At 60.2% G+C, this 15,993-nt stretch carries 15 protein-coding genes; 7 read left to right on the top strand and 8 right to left on the bottom strand.

Annotated elements, in window-relative coordinates; translation table 11 throughout:
* Positions 1-10 precede the first annotated feature (10 nt).
* Complete coding sequence (gene tusA, locus Q0V31_RS16190) at positions 11-262, top strand: sulfurtransferase TusA (RefSeq protein ID WP_298189307.1); 252 nt, start codon at positions 11-13, stop codon at positions 260-262.
* Positions 262-717, top strand: coding sequence for a gamma-glutamylcyclotransferase family protein (locus tag Q0V31_RS16185; RefSeq protein WP_298189305.1), 456 nt, complete (start codon positions 262-264; stop codon positions 715-717). Before tusA ends, Q0V31_RS16185 begins: the two co-directional genes overlap by 1 nt.
* Here the strand turns inward: Q0V31_RS16185 and Q0V31_RS16180 are convergent.
* Both Q0V31_RS16180 and Q0V31_RS16175 read right to left on the bottom strand, forming a co-directional pair.
* Entirely contained in the window at positions 675-1,757 is a 1,083-nt protein-coding gene (locus Q0V31_RS16180; protein WP_298189299.1) for a DUF3080 family protein, read from the bottom strand. The two genes, Q0V31_RS16185 and Q0V31_RS16180, sit on opposite strands and share 43 nt — an antisense overlap.
* Positions 1,757-3,136 (bottom strand): MATE family efflux transporter, encoded by a 1,380-nt coding sequence (locus Q0V31_RS16175; protein WP_298189296.1) that lies wholly within the window; start codon positions 3,134-3,136, stop codon positions 1,757-1,759. The genes Q0V31_RS16180 and Q0V31_RS16175 overlap by 1 nt, the downstream gene beginning before the upstream one ends.
* Before the next feature lie 153 nt (positions 3,137-3,289).
* Here Q0V31_RS16175 and pdxB point away from each other — a divergent pair, with 153 nt between their 5' ends.
* Positions 3,290-4,438, top strand: coding sequence for a 4-phosphoerythronate dehydrogenase PdxB (pdxB, locus tag Q0V31_RS16170; RefSeq protein ID WP_298189293.1), 1,149 nt, complete (start codon positions 3,290-3,292; stop codon positions 4,436-4,438).
* A gap of 45 nt (positions 4,439-4,483) precedes the next feature.
* Here pdxB and Q0V31_RS16165 read toward each other — a convergent pair whose 3' ends face one another.
* Positions 4,484-4,645: a PA1571 family protein gene (locus Q0V31_RS16165; protein WP_298189290.1), complete on the bottom strand. Its 162-nt coding sequence runs from the start codon at positions 4,643-4,645 to the stop codon at positions 4,484-4,486.
* A gap of 154 nt (positions 4,646-4,799) precedes the next feature.
* Here Q0V31_RS16165 and Q0V31_RS16160 point away from each other — a divergent pair, with 154 nt between their 5' ends.
* The 4 genes from Q0V31_RS16160 to Q0V31_RS16145 all read left to right on the top strand — a co-directional run bounded on the left by Q0V31_RS16160 (position 4,800) and on the right by Q0V31_RS16145 (position 10,013).
* Positions 4,800-5,915 (top strand): ATP-NAD kinase family protein, encoded by a 1,116-nt coding sequence (locus Q0V31_RS16160; protein ID WP_298189287.1) that lies wholly within the window; start codon positions 4,800-4,802, stop codon positions 5,913-5,915.
* A 27-nt stretch (positions 5,916-5,942) separates the two neighbouring features.
* Entirely contained in the window at positions 5,943-6,380 is a 438-nt protein-coding gene (locus tag Q0V31_RS16155; RefSeq protein ID WP_298189284.1) for a thiol-disulfide oxidoreductase DCC family protein, read from the top strand.
* A 146-nt stretch (positions 6,381-6,526) separates the two neighbouring features.
* Complete coding sequence (locus Q0V31_RS16150) at positions 6,527-8,305, top strand: ABC transporter transmembrane domain-containing protein (protein WP_298189282.1); 1,779 nt, start codon at positions 6,527-6,529, stop codon at positions 8,303-8,305.
* A 154-nt stretch (positions 8,306-8,459) separates the two neighbouring features.
* A complete protein-coding gene (locus Q0V31_RS16145) occupies positions 8,460-10,013 on the top strand; it encodes a phospholipase D family protein (RefSeq protein ID WP_298189279.1) in 1,554 nt (517 codons plus the stop codon).
* Between the two features lie 9 nt (positions 10,014-10,022).
* Here Q0V31_RS16145 and rhtA read toward each other — a convergent pair whose 3' ends face one another.
* From rhtA to Q0V31_RS16120, 5 genes are all read right to left on the bottom strand, one after another.
* Positions 10,023-10,895 carry a threonine/homoserine exporter RhtA gene (gene rhtA, locus Q0V31_RS16140; protein ID WP_298189276.1) on the bottom strand — a complete coding sequence of 291 codons (873 nt, stop codon included), beginning with the start codon at positions 10,893-10,895 and terminating at the stop codon, positions 10,023-10,025.
* 257 nt (positions 10,896-11,152) lie between these two features.
* Positions 11,153-11,920: an SDR family oxidoreductase gene (locus tag Q0V31_RS16135; RefSeq protein WP_298189273.1), complete on the bottom strand. Its 768-nt coding sequence runs from the start codon at positions 11,918-11,920 to the stop codon at positions 11,153-11,155.
* A gap of 37 nt (positions 11,921-11,957) precedes the next feature.
* Positions 11,958-13,025, bottom strand: coding sequence for a phosphotransferase family protein (locus tag Q0V31_RS16130; protein ID WP_298189270.1), 1,068 nt, complete (start codon positions 13,023-13,025; stop codon positions 11,958-11,960).
* 381 nt (positions 13,026-13,406) lie between these two features.
* Positions 13,407-14,258 carry an outer membrane protein OmpK gene (locus tag Q0V31_RS16125; RefSeq protein ID WP_298189265.1) on the bottom strand — a complete coding sequence of 284 codons (852 nt, stop codon included), beginning with the start codon at positions 14,256-14,258 and terminating at the stop codon, positions 13,407-13,409.
* 85 nt (positions 14,259-14,343) lie between these two features.
* Positions 14,344-15,819 carry a nucleobase:cation symporter-2 family protein gene (locus tag Q0V31_RS16120; RefSeq protein WP_298189262.1) on the bottom strand — a complete coding sequence of 492 codons (1,476 nt, stop codon included), beginning with the start codon at positions 15,817-15,819 and terminating at the stop codon, positions 14,344-14,346.
* Positions 15,820-15,993: the final 174 nt, after the last annotated feature.

The raw sequence follows: 15,993 nt of genomic DNA, 5'->3' as shown, positions 1-15,993 counted from the left end.
GAGCCCACTGATGTCTTTGCAAACCCCTGTGATTCCCGATGACACCCTCGACGCGACTGGGCTGAACTGCCCGGAGCCGGTGATGATGCTGCACAACAAAGTGCGCAACCTGCAGGCCGGTGGCCTGCTCAAGGTGATTGCCACCGATCCCTCGACGCGCCGCGACATTCCCAAGTTCTGCGTATTTTTGGGCCATGAGCTGGTCGAGCAGGCTGAGGACGGCACGACTTATCTGTATCTGATCCGCAAGAAGCTCGACTGATGGATTGGTATTTTGCCTACGGTTCAAACATGAATCCGGCACGGATGCAGGCGCGCGGCCTGACGGTGCTTGAAGCGATGCCTGGCCGCCTGCCGGGCTATGGCTTGTGTTTCAACAAACGGGCGATGGACCGCGCGCCCGGCCGGGCCTACGCCAATATCCGTCACGCGCGCCAAGGGCAGGTGGAAGGCGTGCTCTATCGCCTGCAGGACGCTGGTGAAATCGCCAAGCTGGATCACTTCGAAGGCACGCCGATCTACTACAGCCGCGAGTGCTTGCCCGTTGTCACGCTACAGGGCGTGCAGCCGGCTTGGGTGTATATCGCCAACCCGGCCTTTCGCGAAGAGGGTTTGCTGCCCAGCAAGGACTATCTGGCGCATCTGCTGGCCGGCCGTGAGTTGCTCTCCGAGGCTTACTGGTCGGCGTTGGCGGCGTTGCCGTTCCATCCCGACTGACCAGGGGCAAGGCCGCAGCTGTTGAGCAGGTCTTGCCAGCTGCGCACATGACGCACAGTCGCTTGTTGGAAACCTGCCCATAACGAGTGCTCATCTGCACTCAGGCGCTCGAGGTACTGGCGGGTAGCGTTCGGCACCTGCGCCACGCGAGCAAGGCGGCGCAGGCTGTCACTCCAGGCTTGGCCGCGCTGGTCTGCCTGCGCCAGATAAGGCTGCAGGCTGCCAGCGTAATACTTGACGAAGATGTTTTGCAGAATCCGCCCGCGCTCTGTGGCCCTTCCCGTGGGGCAGACGGGCCTTTGCTGCTGACGGCTTTCCAGCATCTGGCTGGCCTGGTTGAGGCTGTGGGTCAGGCTGGCCAAACTGCTGATTAGTTGACCGCCTTGATCACTGGCGTGCAGGGCGAAAAACAACGGGTCCAACTGCGCGGCACTTGGCGGTAAAACAGCGGGCAGAGCACTGCCGATGCCCGCGAGCTGGGCCAGGGCATCCTGCGCCGCGCTATCTTCAGGCGCTCCGACTGGCAACGCCTGATTGGCAAAGCGCAGGTAGCGCTCAACCTCTGGGCTGGCATTCAAGGCATTCCAGAATACTGCCGGCAGCTGCTCGCGTTTGTCCTGGGCGAGTTGCTCCAGGGTGCCGCGCAGTTCCTCTTGCTCCTGCTTGCGCAAGTATTCGCTACAGCTGTCGAGGGCGCGCAGCAGGTCGCCTTCATAAGCCAGTCGGCTGCTGGCCGTCAGTTGTTTACCCAGGCTGTTGTTGCGCTGGCTGATTTGTTGTTGCAGGGCAGGGCAGTGACGCGCGTCAACCAGCAGTGCAAGCAGGCTGATGCGTAACTCGGGAATCTCGATAAGCCGTTCGCGGCGTGCCGACAGACGGTAGCGAACCAGCTCGGCAACGTCGAAATTGACCGCCGGCTCGACATCCAGGGCGTTGCTCAGGCGCTTCAGGTAATCGGCCTGCAGCGCTAAGCCATCATCGTCTGGCGTGCAGGCGCACAGAACAAGTGCAGTAATCAGAAGTAGCAGGCGGGCGTTCATCAGGCCATTTTAGCGATTCGAATGCGTTTGCGCGCGCTGCCGGCCAAGCGTAATGCGAGCATGCCGCCGGCGCAGGTCAAGCCGACTATCAGGCCTTGCCAGAGCCCGCTGGGACCACTGGGCTGGCCAAACCAGTCGGTCAGGCCCAGCACGTAGCCGACCGGCAAGCCAATACCCCAGTAGGCGAAAAGAGTCAGAATCATGGTCACTCGGGTGTCCTGATAGCCGCGCAGCGCGCCGGCAGCGGTCACCTGAATAGCGTCGGAAAACTGGAACAGCGCCGAGTACACCAACAAGGTGGTGGCCACTACGATCACGGTTTTGTCTGGCGTATAGATCTGCGCAATATCTTCGCGCAGCAGCAACATCAGGCTGGCCGACAGGCAGGCATAACCCAGCGCGGCCACCATGCTCACCCCAGCGGCAAAGCGCGCCTCCCGTGGCTCGCCCCGGCCCAGCGCTTGGCCCACCCGCACGGTGGCGGCCATGCCCAGGGAATAGGGGATCATAAACACCATGGAGCTGAAGTTCAGGGCGATCTGGTGACCGGCCACCACGGTGGCGCCCAGGCCACCGATCAGCAAGGCAATCACCGCGAAGATGCTCGACTCGGCAAACACCGCAATGCCAATGGGCAGGCCTACTGACAACAAGCGCTTGAGCAACGGCCAATGCGGGTTTTCAAAATGGCTAAAGATTTTGCTCGACTGATAGAACGGCGCCCACTTTACCCACCAGAGCATGCTCACAAACATAAACACCATGACCAGGCCCGTGGCCCAGCCGCAGCCGACGCCGCCCATGGCCGGCAGTCCGAGCTTGCCGTAGATAAAGATATAATTGAGCGGAATATTCAGCGCCAGGCCGCACAGGCCAATGACCATACTCGGTCGGGTATGCCCCAGGCCGTCACTGAAGCAGCGCAGCACGTAATACAGCGCCACGGCCGGGAAACCGCAGGCCACGGCGCGCAGATAACCCATGGCCGGTTCGATCAGCACCGGGTCGACATTCATTAGGGTGAGGATGATTTCAGCGTTCCACAGCATCACCGCGGCAACGATACTCACGGCGAGAGCCAGCCAGAGTGCCTGACGCACCAGAGGGCCGATCTCGGAATGCGCGCCGGAACCGAAGCGTTGCGCGACCTTGGGGGTGGTGGCCAGCAGGATGCCGGTCATCAAGAGAAACACCGGTATCCAGATCGAGTTGCCCAGCGCCACGGCGGCCAGATCCTGCGGGCTGACGCGGCCCGCCATCACGGTATCGACGAAGCCCATGGCGGTATTGGCCAGCTGGGCAATGATGATCGGCGTTGCCAGCTTCAGCAGGCTGCACAGTTCAGTGCGGGTGCGTTGCAGGCGGGATTGGGCAAGCATGACGGTATCCGGAGAGGGTGGCAGAAAACCGGGCAGTTTACGCCTTGACGGCTCAGTCAGGAAAGTGTGATTTCACTCTTGCTAGCGCCGGCCCCAGCCTAGCCAAACCGCCACGTCGGGGTAGAATGCCGGCCTGATAGAGGGAGCCCTGCCATGCGAATTGTCGCGGACGAAAATATTCCACTGCTGGATGAGTTCTTTGCCGGCTTCGGTGAGATCCAACGGCTACCCGGTCGCGGCATTGATGCGGCCGCCGTTGCCGAGGCCGAGCTGCTATTGGTGCGCTCGGTGACGCGGGTTGATCAAGCCTTGCTGCAAGGCTCGGCGGTGAAATTTGTCGGCACCTGCACCATTGGCACTGACCACCTTGACCTCGACTATTTCCAGCAGGCGGGCATCACCTGGGCCAGTGCGCCGGGTTGCAACGCCCGTGGCGTGGTCGACTATGTGCTGGGCAGTTTGCTGGTGTTGGCCGAGCAGCAGGGCGCGGATCTGGCATCGCGCACTTATGGCGTCATCGGTGCCGGGCAGGTCGGTAGCCGGCTGGTCAAGGTGCTGCGCGCTCTGGGCTGGCGTGTACTGGTGTGCGACCCGCCACGGCAGGCTGCCGAGGGCGGTGATTTCGTCAGCCTGCAGCAGGTGCTGGATGAGTGTGATGTGATCAGCCTGCACACCCCGCTTGAGCGCGGCGGTGAGCACCCGACTCGTCATCTGTTTGATCAGCACCGTCTGTCTGCACTAAAAGCGGGCAGTTGGTTGATCAATGCCAGCCGTGGTGCGGTGGTGGATAACCGAGCGTTGCGCGAGTTGCTGCTACAACGCGGCGATCTGCAGGTGGTGTTGGACGTTTGGGAAGGTGAACCCCAGGTCGATGTTGCGCTGGCTGGCCTGTGCCGCATCGCTACGCCGCACATCGGCGGCTACAGCCTGGATGGCAAGCTGCGCGGTACTGCGCAGATCTATCAAGCGCTGTGCCGGCACCTCAAGGTTGCCCCCAGCGTTGAACTGGCGCAGCTGATGCCGGCCGCCTGGCTGAGTACGTTGACCCTAGATGGCTGTGCCGATCCGGCATGGGCCTTGGCCAGCATCTGCCGTGCGGTGTATGACCCGCGCCGCGATGATGCAGATTTCCGCCGTAGCTTGCAGGGTGATGCGCCGAGTCGGCGGGCTGCCTTTGACGAGCTGCGCAAGCATTACCCGATGCGACGGGAAATCGACGGGCTCAAGGTCTGTATGCAGGGTGATGCGCCGGCATTAGGCAGCCTGGTGCAGGCGTTGGGCGCGAGTTTGCAGCAGGTGTAATGAAGGGCAGCGCATGCTGCCCTGGCGGGGCGTTACTGCGGAGAGTTACTTACGCTTGGCCGCTTGCTGTTGGGCTTTTTCCAGCGCATTGCAGGCCTGTTGGATCATGTCTTCGGTGATCGGAACTTCCCGGCCTTGTTCGTCGATGACAGAGCCACCGACTGGCATTGGCGTGGTTTTTGGCGGGTTCTGCTGCGAGCTGTGCATGGTTGTCTCCTCATCGATTAGCGCGATTTTATGAGTGTTGGATGACGGCGCTATGACAATTGCGACGGCGTAGAGCCGGCGCAAGACACAGGGCCAAGTAGTCACCTGCAGGCACTGTGCCAGAATGCCGGCAGGAAATGAACAAGAGGGTGTTATGGGGCTTTTCCATATTGGCTTGATTATCAATCCCTTGGCAGGGCTGGGCGGTCCGGCGGGGTTCAAGGGTAGCGACGGCATGGCGGCGCAAGCCTTGGCCTTGGGTGTTGAGGCCAAGGCGGCGCAGCGCACGCAAACGGCGCTGGAAGTGTTGCTGCCGCTGCGCGAACGCTTGCAGTTCATCACCTTCCCCGGAGCCATGGGCGCTGACTTACTGACTGATATGGGCTTTGCCCACCGTGTGGTCGGTGATCTGCCTGTGGGGCCCAGCAGTGCCAGCGATACCCGCAAGGCGGTTGAACTGCTGCAAGAGGCTCAGGTGGCCTTGATCCTCTTCGCCGGTGGCGATGGTACGGCGCGGGATATCTGTGCGGCCGCTCGCGAAGGTCAGCCGGTGCTGGGCATTCCGGCTGGAGTGAAAATCCAGTCGGGGGTGTATGCCATCAGCCCACGCGCCGCTGGCGAACTGACCGCACGCCTGGTTGCAGGCGGCCTGGTGCGCCTGAGCAGTGGCGAGGTGCGTGACATTGATGAAAGCGCCCTGCGTGAAGGCCGGGTGACCGCGCGCTGGTATGGCGAGCTGACGGTGCCGCAGGAAGGCGGCTATGTGCAGCAGGTCAAGCAGGGCGGCGTGGAGTCCGAAGAACTGGTACTGGGCGACCTGGCTGATTGGCTGCAGGACAGCTGGGAAACGGATGTGCGCTACGTCTTCGGCCCCGGTTCGACCCTGCATGGCCTGGCACAGAACCTGGGATTGCAGGCCACGCTGCTCGGCGTCGATGTGGTGGAGAATGGCCAGCTGCTGGCCACTGATGTCAGCGAGGCGCAGCTGTTTGAACTGGTCGATGGTCATCCAGCACGCCTGCTGGTGACGGCCATTGGCGGTCAGGGGCACATCATCGGCCGTGGCAATCAGCAGATCAGCCCACGGGTACTGCGCGCCATCGGCCTTGAGCATCTGCGGGTGATTGCCACCAAACGCAAACTCGGCACACTGGAAGGCCGCCCGCTGCTGGTGGACAGCGGCGACGTGCAACTCGACGATGCATTCCCTGATGTGGTGCGCGTATGGGCCGGTTATAAGGAAGAGCTGCTGTATCCGGTGGGTAAGTGACCGCAGCTGTGCTGAGAGGAGTTGAACATGACCGCTCAAGTACCTCCGCCATCCATCCAGAACGGTGAGCGCGTGCTGCTGTTCGATGGCGTTTGCAAGCTGTGCAGTGGCTGGGCGCGTTTTTTGATTCGCCATGACCCGCAGCAAACAATTCGGCTAGCGAGTATGCAGTCCGCCGAAGGCCAGGCCTTATTACGCTGGTTTGCGCTGCCCACCGAGCGCTTTGACAGCATGCTCTATGTCGAAGCTGGCGTGCGCTACGAGCGCTCGGGGGCGTTGCTGCGCATCATCGCTCAACTTCCGGGTTACTGGCGCTTGCTGGCCTGGTTACGGCTGATTCCACGGCCGTTACGTGACTCCTGTTATAACGGCATTGCGCGCAACCGCTATCGCTTGTTCGGTCGCTATGAGCACTGCCTGCTGCCCAACGCTGACCATGCACGGCGCTTTCTGCATGACGACTGATGGTGCCTGCTGGTTGATCTCGCCCTCATCAGCCCCCATCTATTGCTAAAGGCCTGCAAGCCGTGGTGCGGCCATGCCTCGGTGGGCTGCTTTACGTGCCAAACGCCTGCTTCTCTAATTGGCCTCAGCGCCCATGGTGAGTATTCATGCCCTCGATTCTGTCTTCCCGTCAGCGCAGCGCCTTGCGTATGGCCTGGCGTTTTATTGCGCCGTATCGCGGGCGTGTGCTCGGGGCCTTGCTGGCACTGATGTTCACCGCCGCCATCACGCTGTCCATGGGCCAGGGCATCAAGTTGCTGGTCGATCAGGGCCTGTCGACCCAATCACCGGCCGCGTTGCAGCAGTCGATCGGGCTGTTCTTCGTGCTGGTATTGGCCCTGGCCATCGGCACCTTTACCCGTTTCTATCTGGTGTCGTGGATTGGCGAGCGTTTTGTCGCGGATATCCGCAAGCGCGTGTTTAACCACTTGATCGAACTGCATCCGGGCTTCTATGAAAGCAACCGTAGCTCGGAGATTCAGTCGCGGCTGACCGCCGACACCACGTTGTTGCAATCGGTGATTGGCTCGTCGCTGTCGATGGCGCTGCGCAACTTGATCATGCTGATCGGCGGCAGCGTGTTGTTGGTGGTGACCAATGCCAAGCTCAGCGGCATCGTATTGATGGCACTGCCGCTGGTGGTCGCGCCGATTCTAATTTTTGGCCGCCGTGTGCGTGCGCTGTCGCGACAGAGCCAGGACCGCGTTGCCGATGTCGGCAGCTATGTCGGTGAAGTGCTCGGGCAGATCAAAACCGTGCAGGCTTACAACCATCAGGCCGAGGACAAACACCGCTTTGGCCTGTCTGCCGAGGCGGCTTTCGACACCGCGCGTAAGCGCATTGCCCAGCGTGCCTGGCTGATTACCGTGGTTATCGTGTTGGTGCTGGGCGCTGTCGGCGTGATGCTCTGGGTCGGCGGCATGGATGTCATCGCCGGGCGGATCTCTGGCGGTGAGCTGGCGGCCTTCGTCTTCTACAGCCTGATCGTCGGCTCAGCCTTCGGCACCCTCAGTGAAGTGATCGGCGAGTTACAGCGCGCCGCCGGCGCGGCTGAACGCATCGCCGAACTGCTGCAGGCGCGCAATGCAATCACCGCACCGGCCGCGGATAGGGTGCAACTGGCGCAGCCAGTGCAAGGGCGTATCGAGCTGCAAGGGCTGCGCTTTGCCTACCCATCACGCCCCAACAGCTTTGCCATCGACGGTATCGATCTGCAGGTTACGCCAGGTGAAACCTTGGCGGTGGTTGGCCCCTCGGGGGCGGGTAAGTCGACGCTGTTTGACCTGCTGCTGCGCTTTTTCGACCCACAAGAGGGGCGCATTCTAGTTGATGGACAACCGATTCAGCGGCTTGACCCCGCCGACCTACGGCGCAGCTTTGCCCTGGTGTCGCAGAATCCGGCGCTGTTTTTTGGCACGGTAGAAGACAACATCCGCTACGGCCGTATGGATGCCAGCCTGGCCGAAGTAGAGGCAGCTGCCAAAGTGGCGCATGCCCATGGGTTTATCATGAAGCTGCCCAACGGTTACCAAACCCATCTGGGCGATGCAGGCCTCGGCCTGTCTGGCGGCCAGCGGCAACGCCTGGCGATTGCCCGGGCGTTGCTGGTGGATGCGCCGATTCTGCTGCTCGATGAAGCCACCAGTGCGCTGGATGCAGAGAGCGAGCACCTTATCCAGCAAGCACTGCCACGCCTGATGCAAGGCCGCACCACCCTGGTCATTGCCCACCGCTTGGCCACGGTGAAAAGCGCGGATCGGATTGCCGTGATCGAACACGGCAAACTGGCCGCCATTGGTAGCCACAGCGAGTTGGTACTCAGCAGCCCGCTGTATGCACGCCTGGCCGAACTGCAGTTCAGCAATGAGGCCGAGGCGACGGTTTAAGCGCACAGCCGCACTGCCTGGTCAGTTGCGGCTTGATCAGCGCGCTGGAGCAGTGACGCGACCCGTTTGGGGTGTTGGCATGGCCATATGCGTTTTTATCCTGAGGCCTGTTTGGTTAGGCTTTAGCGCTGAGTTCATAGTGAGGGTGGTGTTAATGGCGAAGTGGAGTACACGCGGTACAGCTGCAGCCATATTGAGCGTGTCGCTGTGGTTGAGCGGTTGCAGTTTGCCAACGCTGGAAGGGCGTCCAGCATCGTTTGCCCTGCCGCCCGAGCAGGCGGCGCAGACCACTCTGGGACGCGGCATTGCGCCTGTGCTGGAGCGGCGTGGCGACTTGAGCGGTTTTCATGCGTTGGCCGACCCGCAGGATGCATTCGCCGCCCGCGCGCTGCTCAGTCACGCCGCCGAGAAGACTCTGGATGTGCAGTACTACATCTGGCGAGATGACATCACCGGCATTTTACTGCTGGAAGAGCTGCACGCCGCCGCACAGCGTGGGGTTCGCGTACGCCTGTTGCTCGATGACAACGGCACATCGGGCCTCGACTCATGGCTGGCAGCGCTGGACAGTCATCCACTGATCGAGGTGCGCCTGTTCAACCCGTTTTCGCTGCGCAGCCCCAAGTCCTTGGGCTTTGTCACGCACTTCTCCCGAGCCAATCGGCGTATGCACAACAAATCACTAACCGCCGATAACAGCGCCACCATCGTCGGCGGGCGCAATATTGGCGACGAGTATTTCGGCGCCAGCGATGGCGTGTTGTTCGCTGATCTGGATGTGTTGGCCATTGGCCCGGTGGTGCAGGCCACCTCGAATGATTTTGACCGTTATTGGGCCAGTGCCAGTGCGTATCCGGTGGCTGGGCTGCTGCCTGCCGTACTGCCTGAGCAACTGCAACAGTTGCAAGCGCGTTCCAGTCTGGTCGAGCAGGAACCGGCCGCCGCGCAGTATGTACAGGCGTTACAGCAATTGCCGTTTATTCAGCAATTGCTCGATGGCCAGCTGCCGCTGCAATGGGCGGCTGCCAGCATCGTCAGCGATGACCCCGCCAAGGGCCTCGGGCAGGCCGCCGGCCATGGGTTACTGAGTCAACAACTGGCGGTAATTTTGGGTCAGCCACAGCGCCATATTGAGCTGGTCTCGCCGTATTTCGTGCCCACCGCTGCGGGGGTTGAAGCCTTTGCGCAGCTGACCGCACGGGGCGTGCGAGTACGGATCTTGACCAATGCGCTGGAGGCTACTGATGTCGTCGCCGTGCATTCAGGTTACGCCAAACGCCGCAAGGCCTTGCTCGAAGCCAGCGTCGAGTTGTTTGAAATGCGCCGTAATGCGCCAGCAGCCAAGCTGCGGGGCAAGGCCGGGCCGTTCGGCAGTTCGGGCTCCAGTCTGCATGCCAAGACCTTTGCCGTGGACGGCGAGCAGGTGTTCGTTGGCTCGTTCAACTTTGACCCGCGCTCGCTCAACCTCAATACCGAGCTTGGCTTCGTTATCCAAAGCCCGGCCTTCGCGCGTCAGATTCAAGCCGTCTTCGATCAGGGCATGCTGCAGAGTGCCTATCAGGTTCAGCTGACGGATGACGGCCAGTTGTATTGGCTGGAGCGCCAGGGTGAGCAGCTGCGGCGACTCGATCAGGAACCTGGCACGAGCTTTTGGCAGCGCACCGGAGTCAGGCTGCTGAGCTGGTTGCCGATCGAATGGTTACTGTAAAAGGCTCGTTTAAAGGGCCTTAACCTGAGGTCTGATCGTGGCTGCCGCGCCCGCTGAGGCGAGGATGATGGCGCTGATGGCCAGCCATTGGTTGAGCGTCAGCTGCTCGCTGAGAAACAGCAGCCCGGAGAGCGCGGCGATGGCCGGCTCCATGCTCATCAAAATGCTGAAGGTGCGCGCGGGCAGACGGGTCAGGGCAATCATCTCAAGGCTATAGGGCAGGGCCGAGGACAGCACCGCAACAGCCAGGGCAATGGGCAGCAGGTCGAGTGAAAACATGCTGCCGCCGGCTTGCCACAGGCCAATCGGGAATACCAACAGGGCCGCGACTATGGTGCCCAGGGCCACGGTTTGCTTACCGTGCTCGGCCCCCGCCTTTTGCCCGAAGACGATGTACAACGCCCAGCACAGTCCCGCTGCCAAGGCCAAGGCCATACCGACCGGGTCCAGCGGTACCTCGCTCTGGCCGTTGGGCAGGAGCAACCACAAGCCAAACACGGCAAGCGCAATCCAGAAGAAATCCAGCAAGCGGCGTGACGACAGCAGCGCCAGGCCCAGCGGCCCGGTGAACTCCAGGGCTACGGCGATGCCCAGCGGGATGGTTTTCAGTGAAAGGTAAAACAGCAGGTTCATGCTGCCCAGTGACACACCGTAGGCCAGTAACGAGCGGCAGGACGCCAGGCTCAGCTTGGCCTGCCAGGGGCGCATCAATACGCACAAGATCAACGCACCGAGCCCCAGGCGCAGGGCCGTGGTGCCGCTTGCGCCAATTTCAGGGAACAAGCCTTTAGCCAGGGAGGCGCCGCCCTGAATCGAGGTCATGGCAACGAGCAGCAGCAGGATTGGCAGGATCACCAGGGAAAATTGGCTTGAGCGCGGCATGGGGGACCTTAATATCTACAGCATCAATTTAGGGTTAAACCTGAGGGCGCGCAGTGAGCGGCGCGACCCTGACCATTAGAGCGACGACCATCGACCTCGCAGAGGCACTAATACGCTGACCTTTTGCCGCATCTGCAAAGGCTATGTGCTGGTAGTGCAACACGCATAAAAAAATCCGCGGCCCATGCAGGCTGCGGATTTTGATTTGTTACGGGCAAAGGTCAAGCTAAAGGGCTTAACCGAACGCCTTTTACTCGTTAGGAGAGGAAACCACCGTCGACGTTCAGCGCCACACCGGTGGTGTAGCTGGAGGCATCACTGGCCAGGTACAACACGGTACCGGCCATTTCGCTTGGCTCGGCTACGCGCTTGAGCGGGATGCGCTGCAGGGCGAGCTTGAGAATCGCGTCGTTCTTCACCAGCGCAGAGGCAAACTTGGTGTCGGTCAGGCCTGGCAGCAGGGCGTTGCAGCGGATGCCGAACTGCGCACATTCCTTGGCGAACACCTTGGTCATGCTGATTACTGCCGCCTTGGTGACCGAGTAGATACCCTGGAATTCGCCAGGGGAGACGCCATTGATCGAGGCGACGTTGATGATACTGCCGCCACCGTTGGCCTTCATCAGCTTGCCGCCTTCGATGGACATGAAGTAGTAGCCGCGGATGTTGACATCGACGGTCTTCTGAAAGGCCCCCAGGTCGGTGTCCAATACGTTGCAGAACTGTGGGTTGGTGGCGGCGTTGTTGACCAGGATGTCGAGGCGGCCGAACTGTTCTTTGATTTGCGCGAAGACGTTGGTGATCTGCTCCATTTCACCAATGTGGCAAGCCACGGCAGTCGCCTGGCCGCCATCAGCAATGATCGCGTCAGCGACTTTCTGGCAATCGTCGATCTTGCGGCTGGAAACAATCACGTGAGCGCCTTGTTGCGCCAATAGCTTGGCGATGGCTTCGCCGATACCGCGGCTGGCACCGGAGACGAATGCGATCTTGCCGTCGAGGTCGAACAGTTGGGTCTTGGACATGTGTTTTTCCTTTCTTATTGAGAGGCCTGTTCGGCCGTTACAGCTGCGATTTATTGATGACCTGCAGGCTCATCTGCTCCAGCAACTTGTTCATATGAATGAACTGGGCGAAGCGTTTGTCCTGGGTTTGGCCGTGGTAATAGCGGTAGTAAATCTGCTGCACGATGCCGGCCAAACGGAACAGGCCGTAGGTGTAGTAGAAATCGATGCTGTTGATTTCAATCCCTGAGCGCTCGGCGTAGTAGTCGGCAAACTGCTGGCGCGTGAGCATCCCTGGGGCGTTGCTTGGCTGACGGCGCATCATCTGCACAGGGGCAGGGTCATCGGCTTCGATCCAGTAGGCCAGGGTGTTGCCCAGGTCCATTAACGGGTCGCCGATGGTGGTCAGCTCCCAGTCCAGTACGCCGATGATCTCGCTTGGGTTCTGCGGGTTGAGAATCACGTTGTCGAAGCGGTAGTCGTTATGCACGATGCCGGGCTTGTGGTGGTCGGCGGGCATCTTCTCTTTAAGCCAGGCCTTGACAGGCTCCCACAGCGGCGCATCGGGGGTCAGGGCTTTTTCATAGCGATCACTCCAGCCGCTAATTTGCCGCTGTACATACCCTTCCGGCTTGCCCAGGTCGCCCAGGCCGCAGGCCTGATAGTCGACGTTGTGCAGTTCTACCATTTTGTCGATAAAGCTTTTGCACAGGTTGCGGGTCTGCTCTTCGCTGAAGTTCAGCTCGGCCGGCATGTCGGAGCGCAGGATGATGCCGTTGACCCGCTCCATCACATAGAACTCACCGCCGATCAGCGCTTCGTCCGTGCAGTGCGCGTAGGCTTTCGGGCAGTAGGGGAAGCCGGCGTTGAGCTGATTGAGGATGCGGTACTCGCGACCCATGTCATGCGCGGACTTGGCCTTGTGACCAAACGGCGGGCGACGCAGCACCAGTTCTTGGCCTGGGTACTCGAGTAGGTACGTCAGGTTCGACGCACCACCGGGGAACTGGCTGATGCGCGGCTCGCCTGTCAGGCCTGGGATATGCGCCTTGAGATACTGGTCGATGACCGCGGCGTCGAGTTCTTCGCCTTCGCGGATACGGGTGGACTGGTCAGTAAGCGCCATGTTTATCCCTTCTGCTTATGATGGGTGCCTAACATAATTAGCTAATCTAATGCGCCAATGCAGCGCTCACAACCTCTGCGGGCTGTTATAGGCCAGCGTGTTGCAGCCTAATCAAGATGCCTGATTGATCTTATAGCCGAGTATTTTTCAGGCCTAATAGTGAACCTGTGCCAGGTCGCAAGCTGACTATTGAGTCGCTGTACGGCAGACATTTGCCAACACTGCCTTTAACGTAGCGCTGCGTCAGCGGCAGGCCTGCACACGCGGGCCACTTGAGCCTATGCCGCGTTGCCCGAACCGCCAATAAAAAAGGGGGATGGCTACTATGCCATCCCCCTTTTTGTTCAGGTTACCGCCTACCCGGTAACCTGCCTTGGGCGCTTAGAAGTGGTACTTGACCAGCGCCTGGATTGAGCTCTGGTCGAAGCCATGGCCGGAGCCATCAATTGGTTTAGCGCCGTAGCGGTTATTCCACATGTTGACTTCGCTACCGACATACAGCTTGCGGCCTTCGCCAAACAGCGCTTTACCCGCATCCCATTTGACCTGAATGGAAGAGCCGACCGAGGTGCGGGTATTCGCTGTCGACGTTCCGGCACGCCAGTCAACGAAACCATCCACCACAAAATCCTGCTCGCCGATAGCGAAGGGGTAAGCGCCGGAGAGGGTCAGCTGATAGGTGTGAGCGTTGTTGTTGCCATGGTTACGGTCAAAGTAGACGTTGTTGTTGACTTTCACCCGGTACAGGTTGGCATTGAAGAAAGCAAAACCGGGCACGTTCCAGGCCGTACCGATGCCATACAGGTAGTTCTCTGTACCTGCGCCGCCATTGCCTTTTTCATAGGTAAAGGCCGCATACACGTCCTTCAACGGGCCGACGGCGAGCTTCTGACCGCTCAACCAGCTGAGGCTCACACGCGGCGAGAGCTCCATGTAATAGAAGCTGTCTTTTTCTTGGCCGAAGTCACCACGGCGCGACTGCTTGTTATCCGCCAGCACATAGTCGGCAAAGCCGAATGCGTCGCCCCATACCCAACCACTGGCATGTTCAGCGGTAAAGGTGGTTTGCGTGCCCTGCTGCTCGGTGTTGAATTGACCTCTATTGAAGTTTTCGCCGTACAGGTAAGAAAGGCTGTTGTTCTGCCACAACAGGGCGTCACCGGCCACTGCCTGCTGGCAACCAAGAATGCCGGCGGACAGTACGATGAAGCTGGCTAGACACTTTGAGCTCATTGTTTTTTCCTTATTATTTGGACTTACGTCGTTGCTCCACACTCGGCCGCGAGCAGCCGAGTGGGTCTGGTGCGGACTAGGGTGTTCAGCTGGCGTTATAGGCTTTGCCTGTACTCGCTTCACGCTCTTCGCCATGCCTGTTCTGCAGCACTGTGTGCAGATGCGCTTCGGGGTCGTAGGAATGGTCGACTGGCGCGGGATCTTCTTCCGGCAGGAACACGTTGAGCAGGATTGCACTCAGGGCGCCGATGGTGATCGGTGAGCCAAAGATGTTTTTCAGGAAGTCCGGCATCTGCGACAGCGCGCCCGGTACTGCGGCTACGCCCAAGCCAAGACCGAGAGAGATGGCCACGATTAGCACGTTGCGGCGGTGCAGGCCTGCTTCAGAAAGGATGCGGATACCGGCGACGGCGACCGTACCGAACATGATCAGGGTGGCACCGCCAAGGACCGGCTTGGGCATCAATTGCAGCACCGCGCCGAGGGTCGGGAACAAACCGAGCAGGACGAATATTGCCGCGATGTAATAGCCAACGTGACGACTGGCGACGCCGGTGAGCTGGATTACGCCGTTGTTTTGGCTAAAGGTAGTCATTGGCAGGCTATTGAACATGGCCGCCATGGCCGAGTTGCAGCCATCGGCCAGCACGCCGGACTTGATTCGACGCAGATAGACCGGGCCTTGAATCGGCTGCTTGGAGATGATCGAGTTGGCAGTCAGGTCGCCGGCGGTTTCCAGCGGCGTGATCAGGAAGATCACCGCGATCGGCACAAACGCCAACCAATCGAAGCTAAAGCCGAACTTGAACGGCACCGGCACACTGACCAGCGGCACGTCAGCCATGTTGGCGAAATCCACCCGGCCGGTGTACCAGGCCACGGCAAAGCCCACCGCTAAGCCGACAATCACCGCAGACAGGCGTACCACCTGCGACTTGAAGCGGTTGAGCACGATGATGGTGGTCAGTACCAATGCCGCCAACCCCAGGTGATGCAAGGCCCCCAGGTCCGGCGCGCCGAAGCCACCGGCGATATCAGTCATGGCCACCTTGATCAGCGACAAACCAATCAGGCAAATAATCGTGCCGGTCACCACCGGGGTGACGATTTTGCGCAACTTGGTCATCACCTGGCTAAAGGCAATTTCAACGAATGCCGCGCAAAAGCACACGCCAAACAGGGTCGAGAGAATCTCCTCGGGGCTGCCGCCACGCGATTTAACGATCATCCCGGCGCTGAGAATGGCACTTAGGAAGGCAAAGCTGGTGCCTTGCAGGCACAGCAACCCTGAACCGATCGGGCCAATACGCTTGGCTTGGACAAAGGTGCCAAGGCCGGAAACAAACAGCGCCATGCTCACCAGATAAGGCACATAAGCACCGAGGCCGAGTACGTTGCCAACAATTAGGGTGGGGGTGATGACACCGACGAAACTCGCCAGCACGTGTTGCAGCGCAGCAAACAGAGAAGGGCCAAAGGAGGGGCGATCATCCAGCTGGTAGATCAGGTCGTGGCTACCAGCAGACGGAGCTGCGGCGCTTGCGGTATTAGTCGTGGTCATATCAGAGCCTGCCATTTGTTTTTATACGGTCATGGGCTTGCGAGGCTTCACGGCGCCTCTGTTCTGCACGCAGTTGAAAGGTGTCTGCGTGGTCATAACGCTTCGACTATAGCAACTTGTCCACACCTATAAAAACAATTTATTTTGCGATTGTGTACAAAATAATAAGTGAGA

The sequence above is a fragment of the uncultured Pseudomonas sp. genome, from assembly GCF_943846705.1.
Taxonomy (GTDB): domain Bacteria; phylum Pseudomonadota; class Gammaproteobacteria; order Pseudomonadales; family Pseudomonadaceae; genus Aquipseudomonas.
This window is presented reverse-complemented; position numbering and strand designations above follow the sequence as displayed.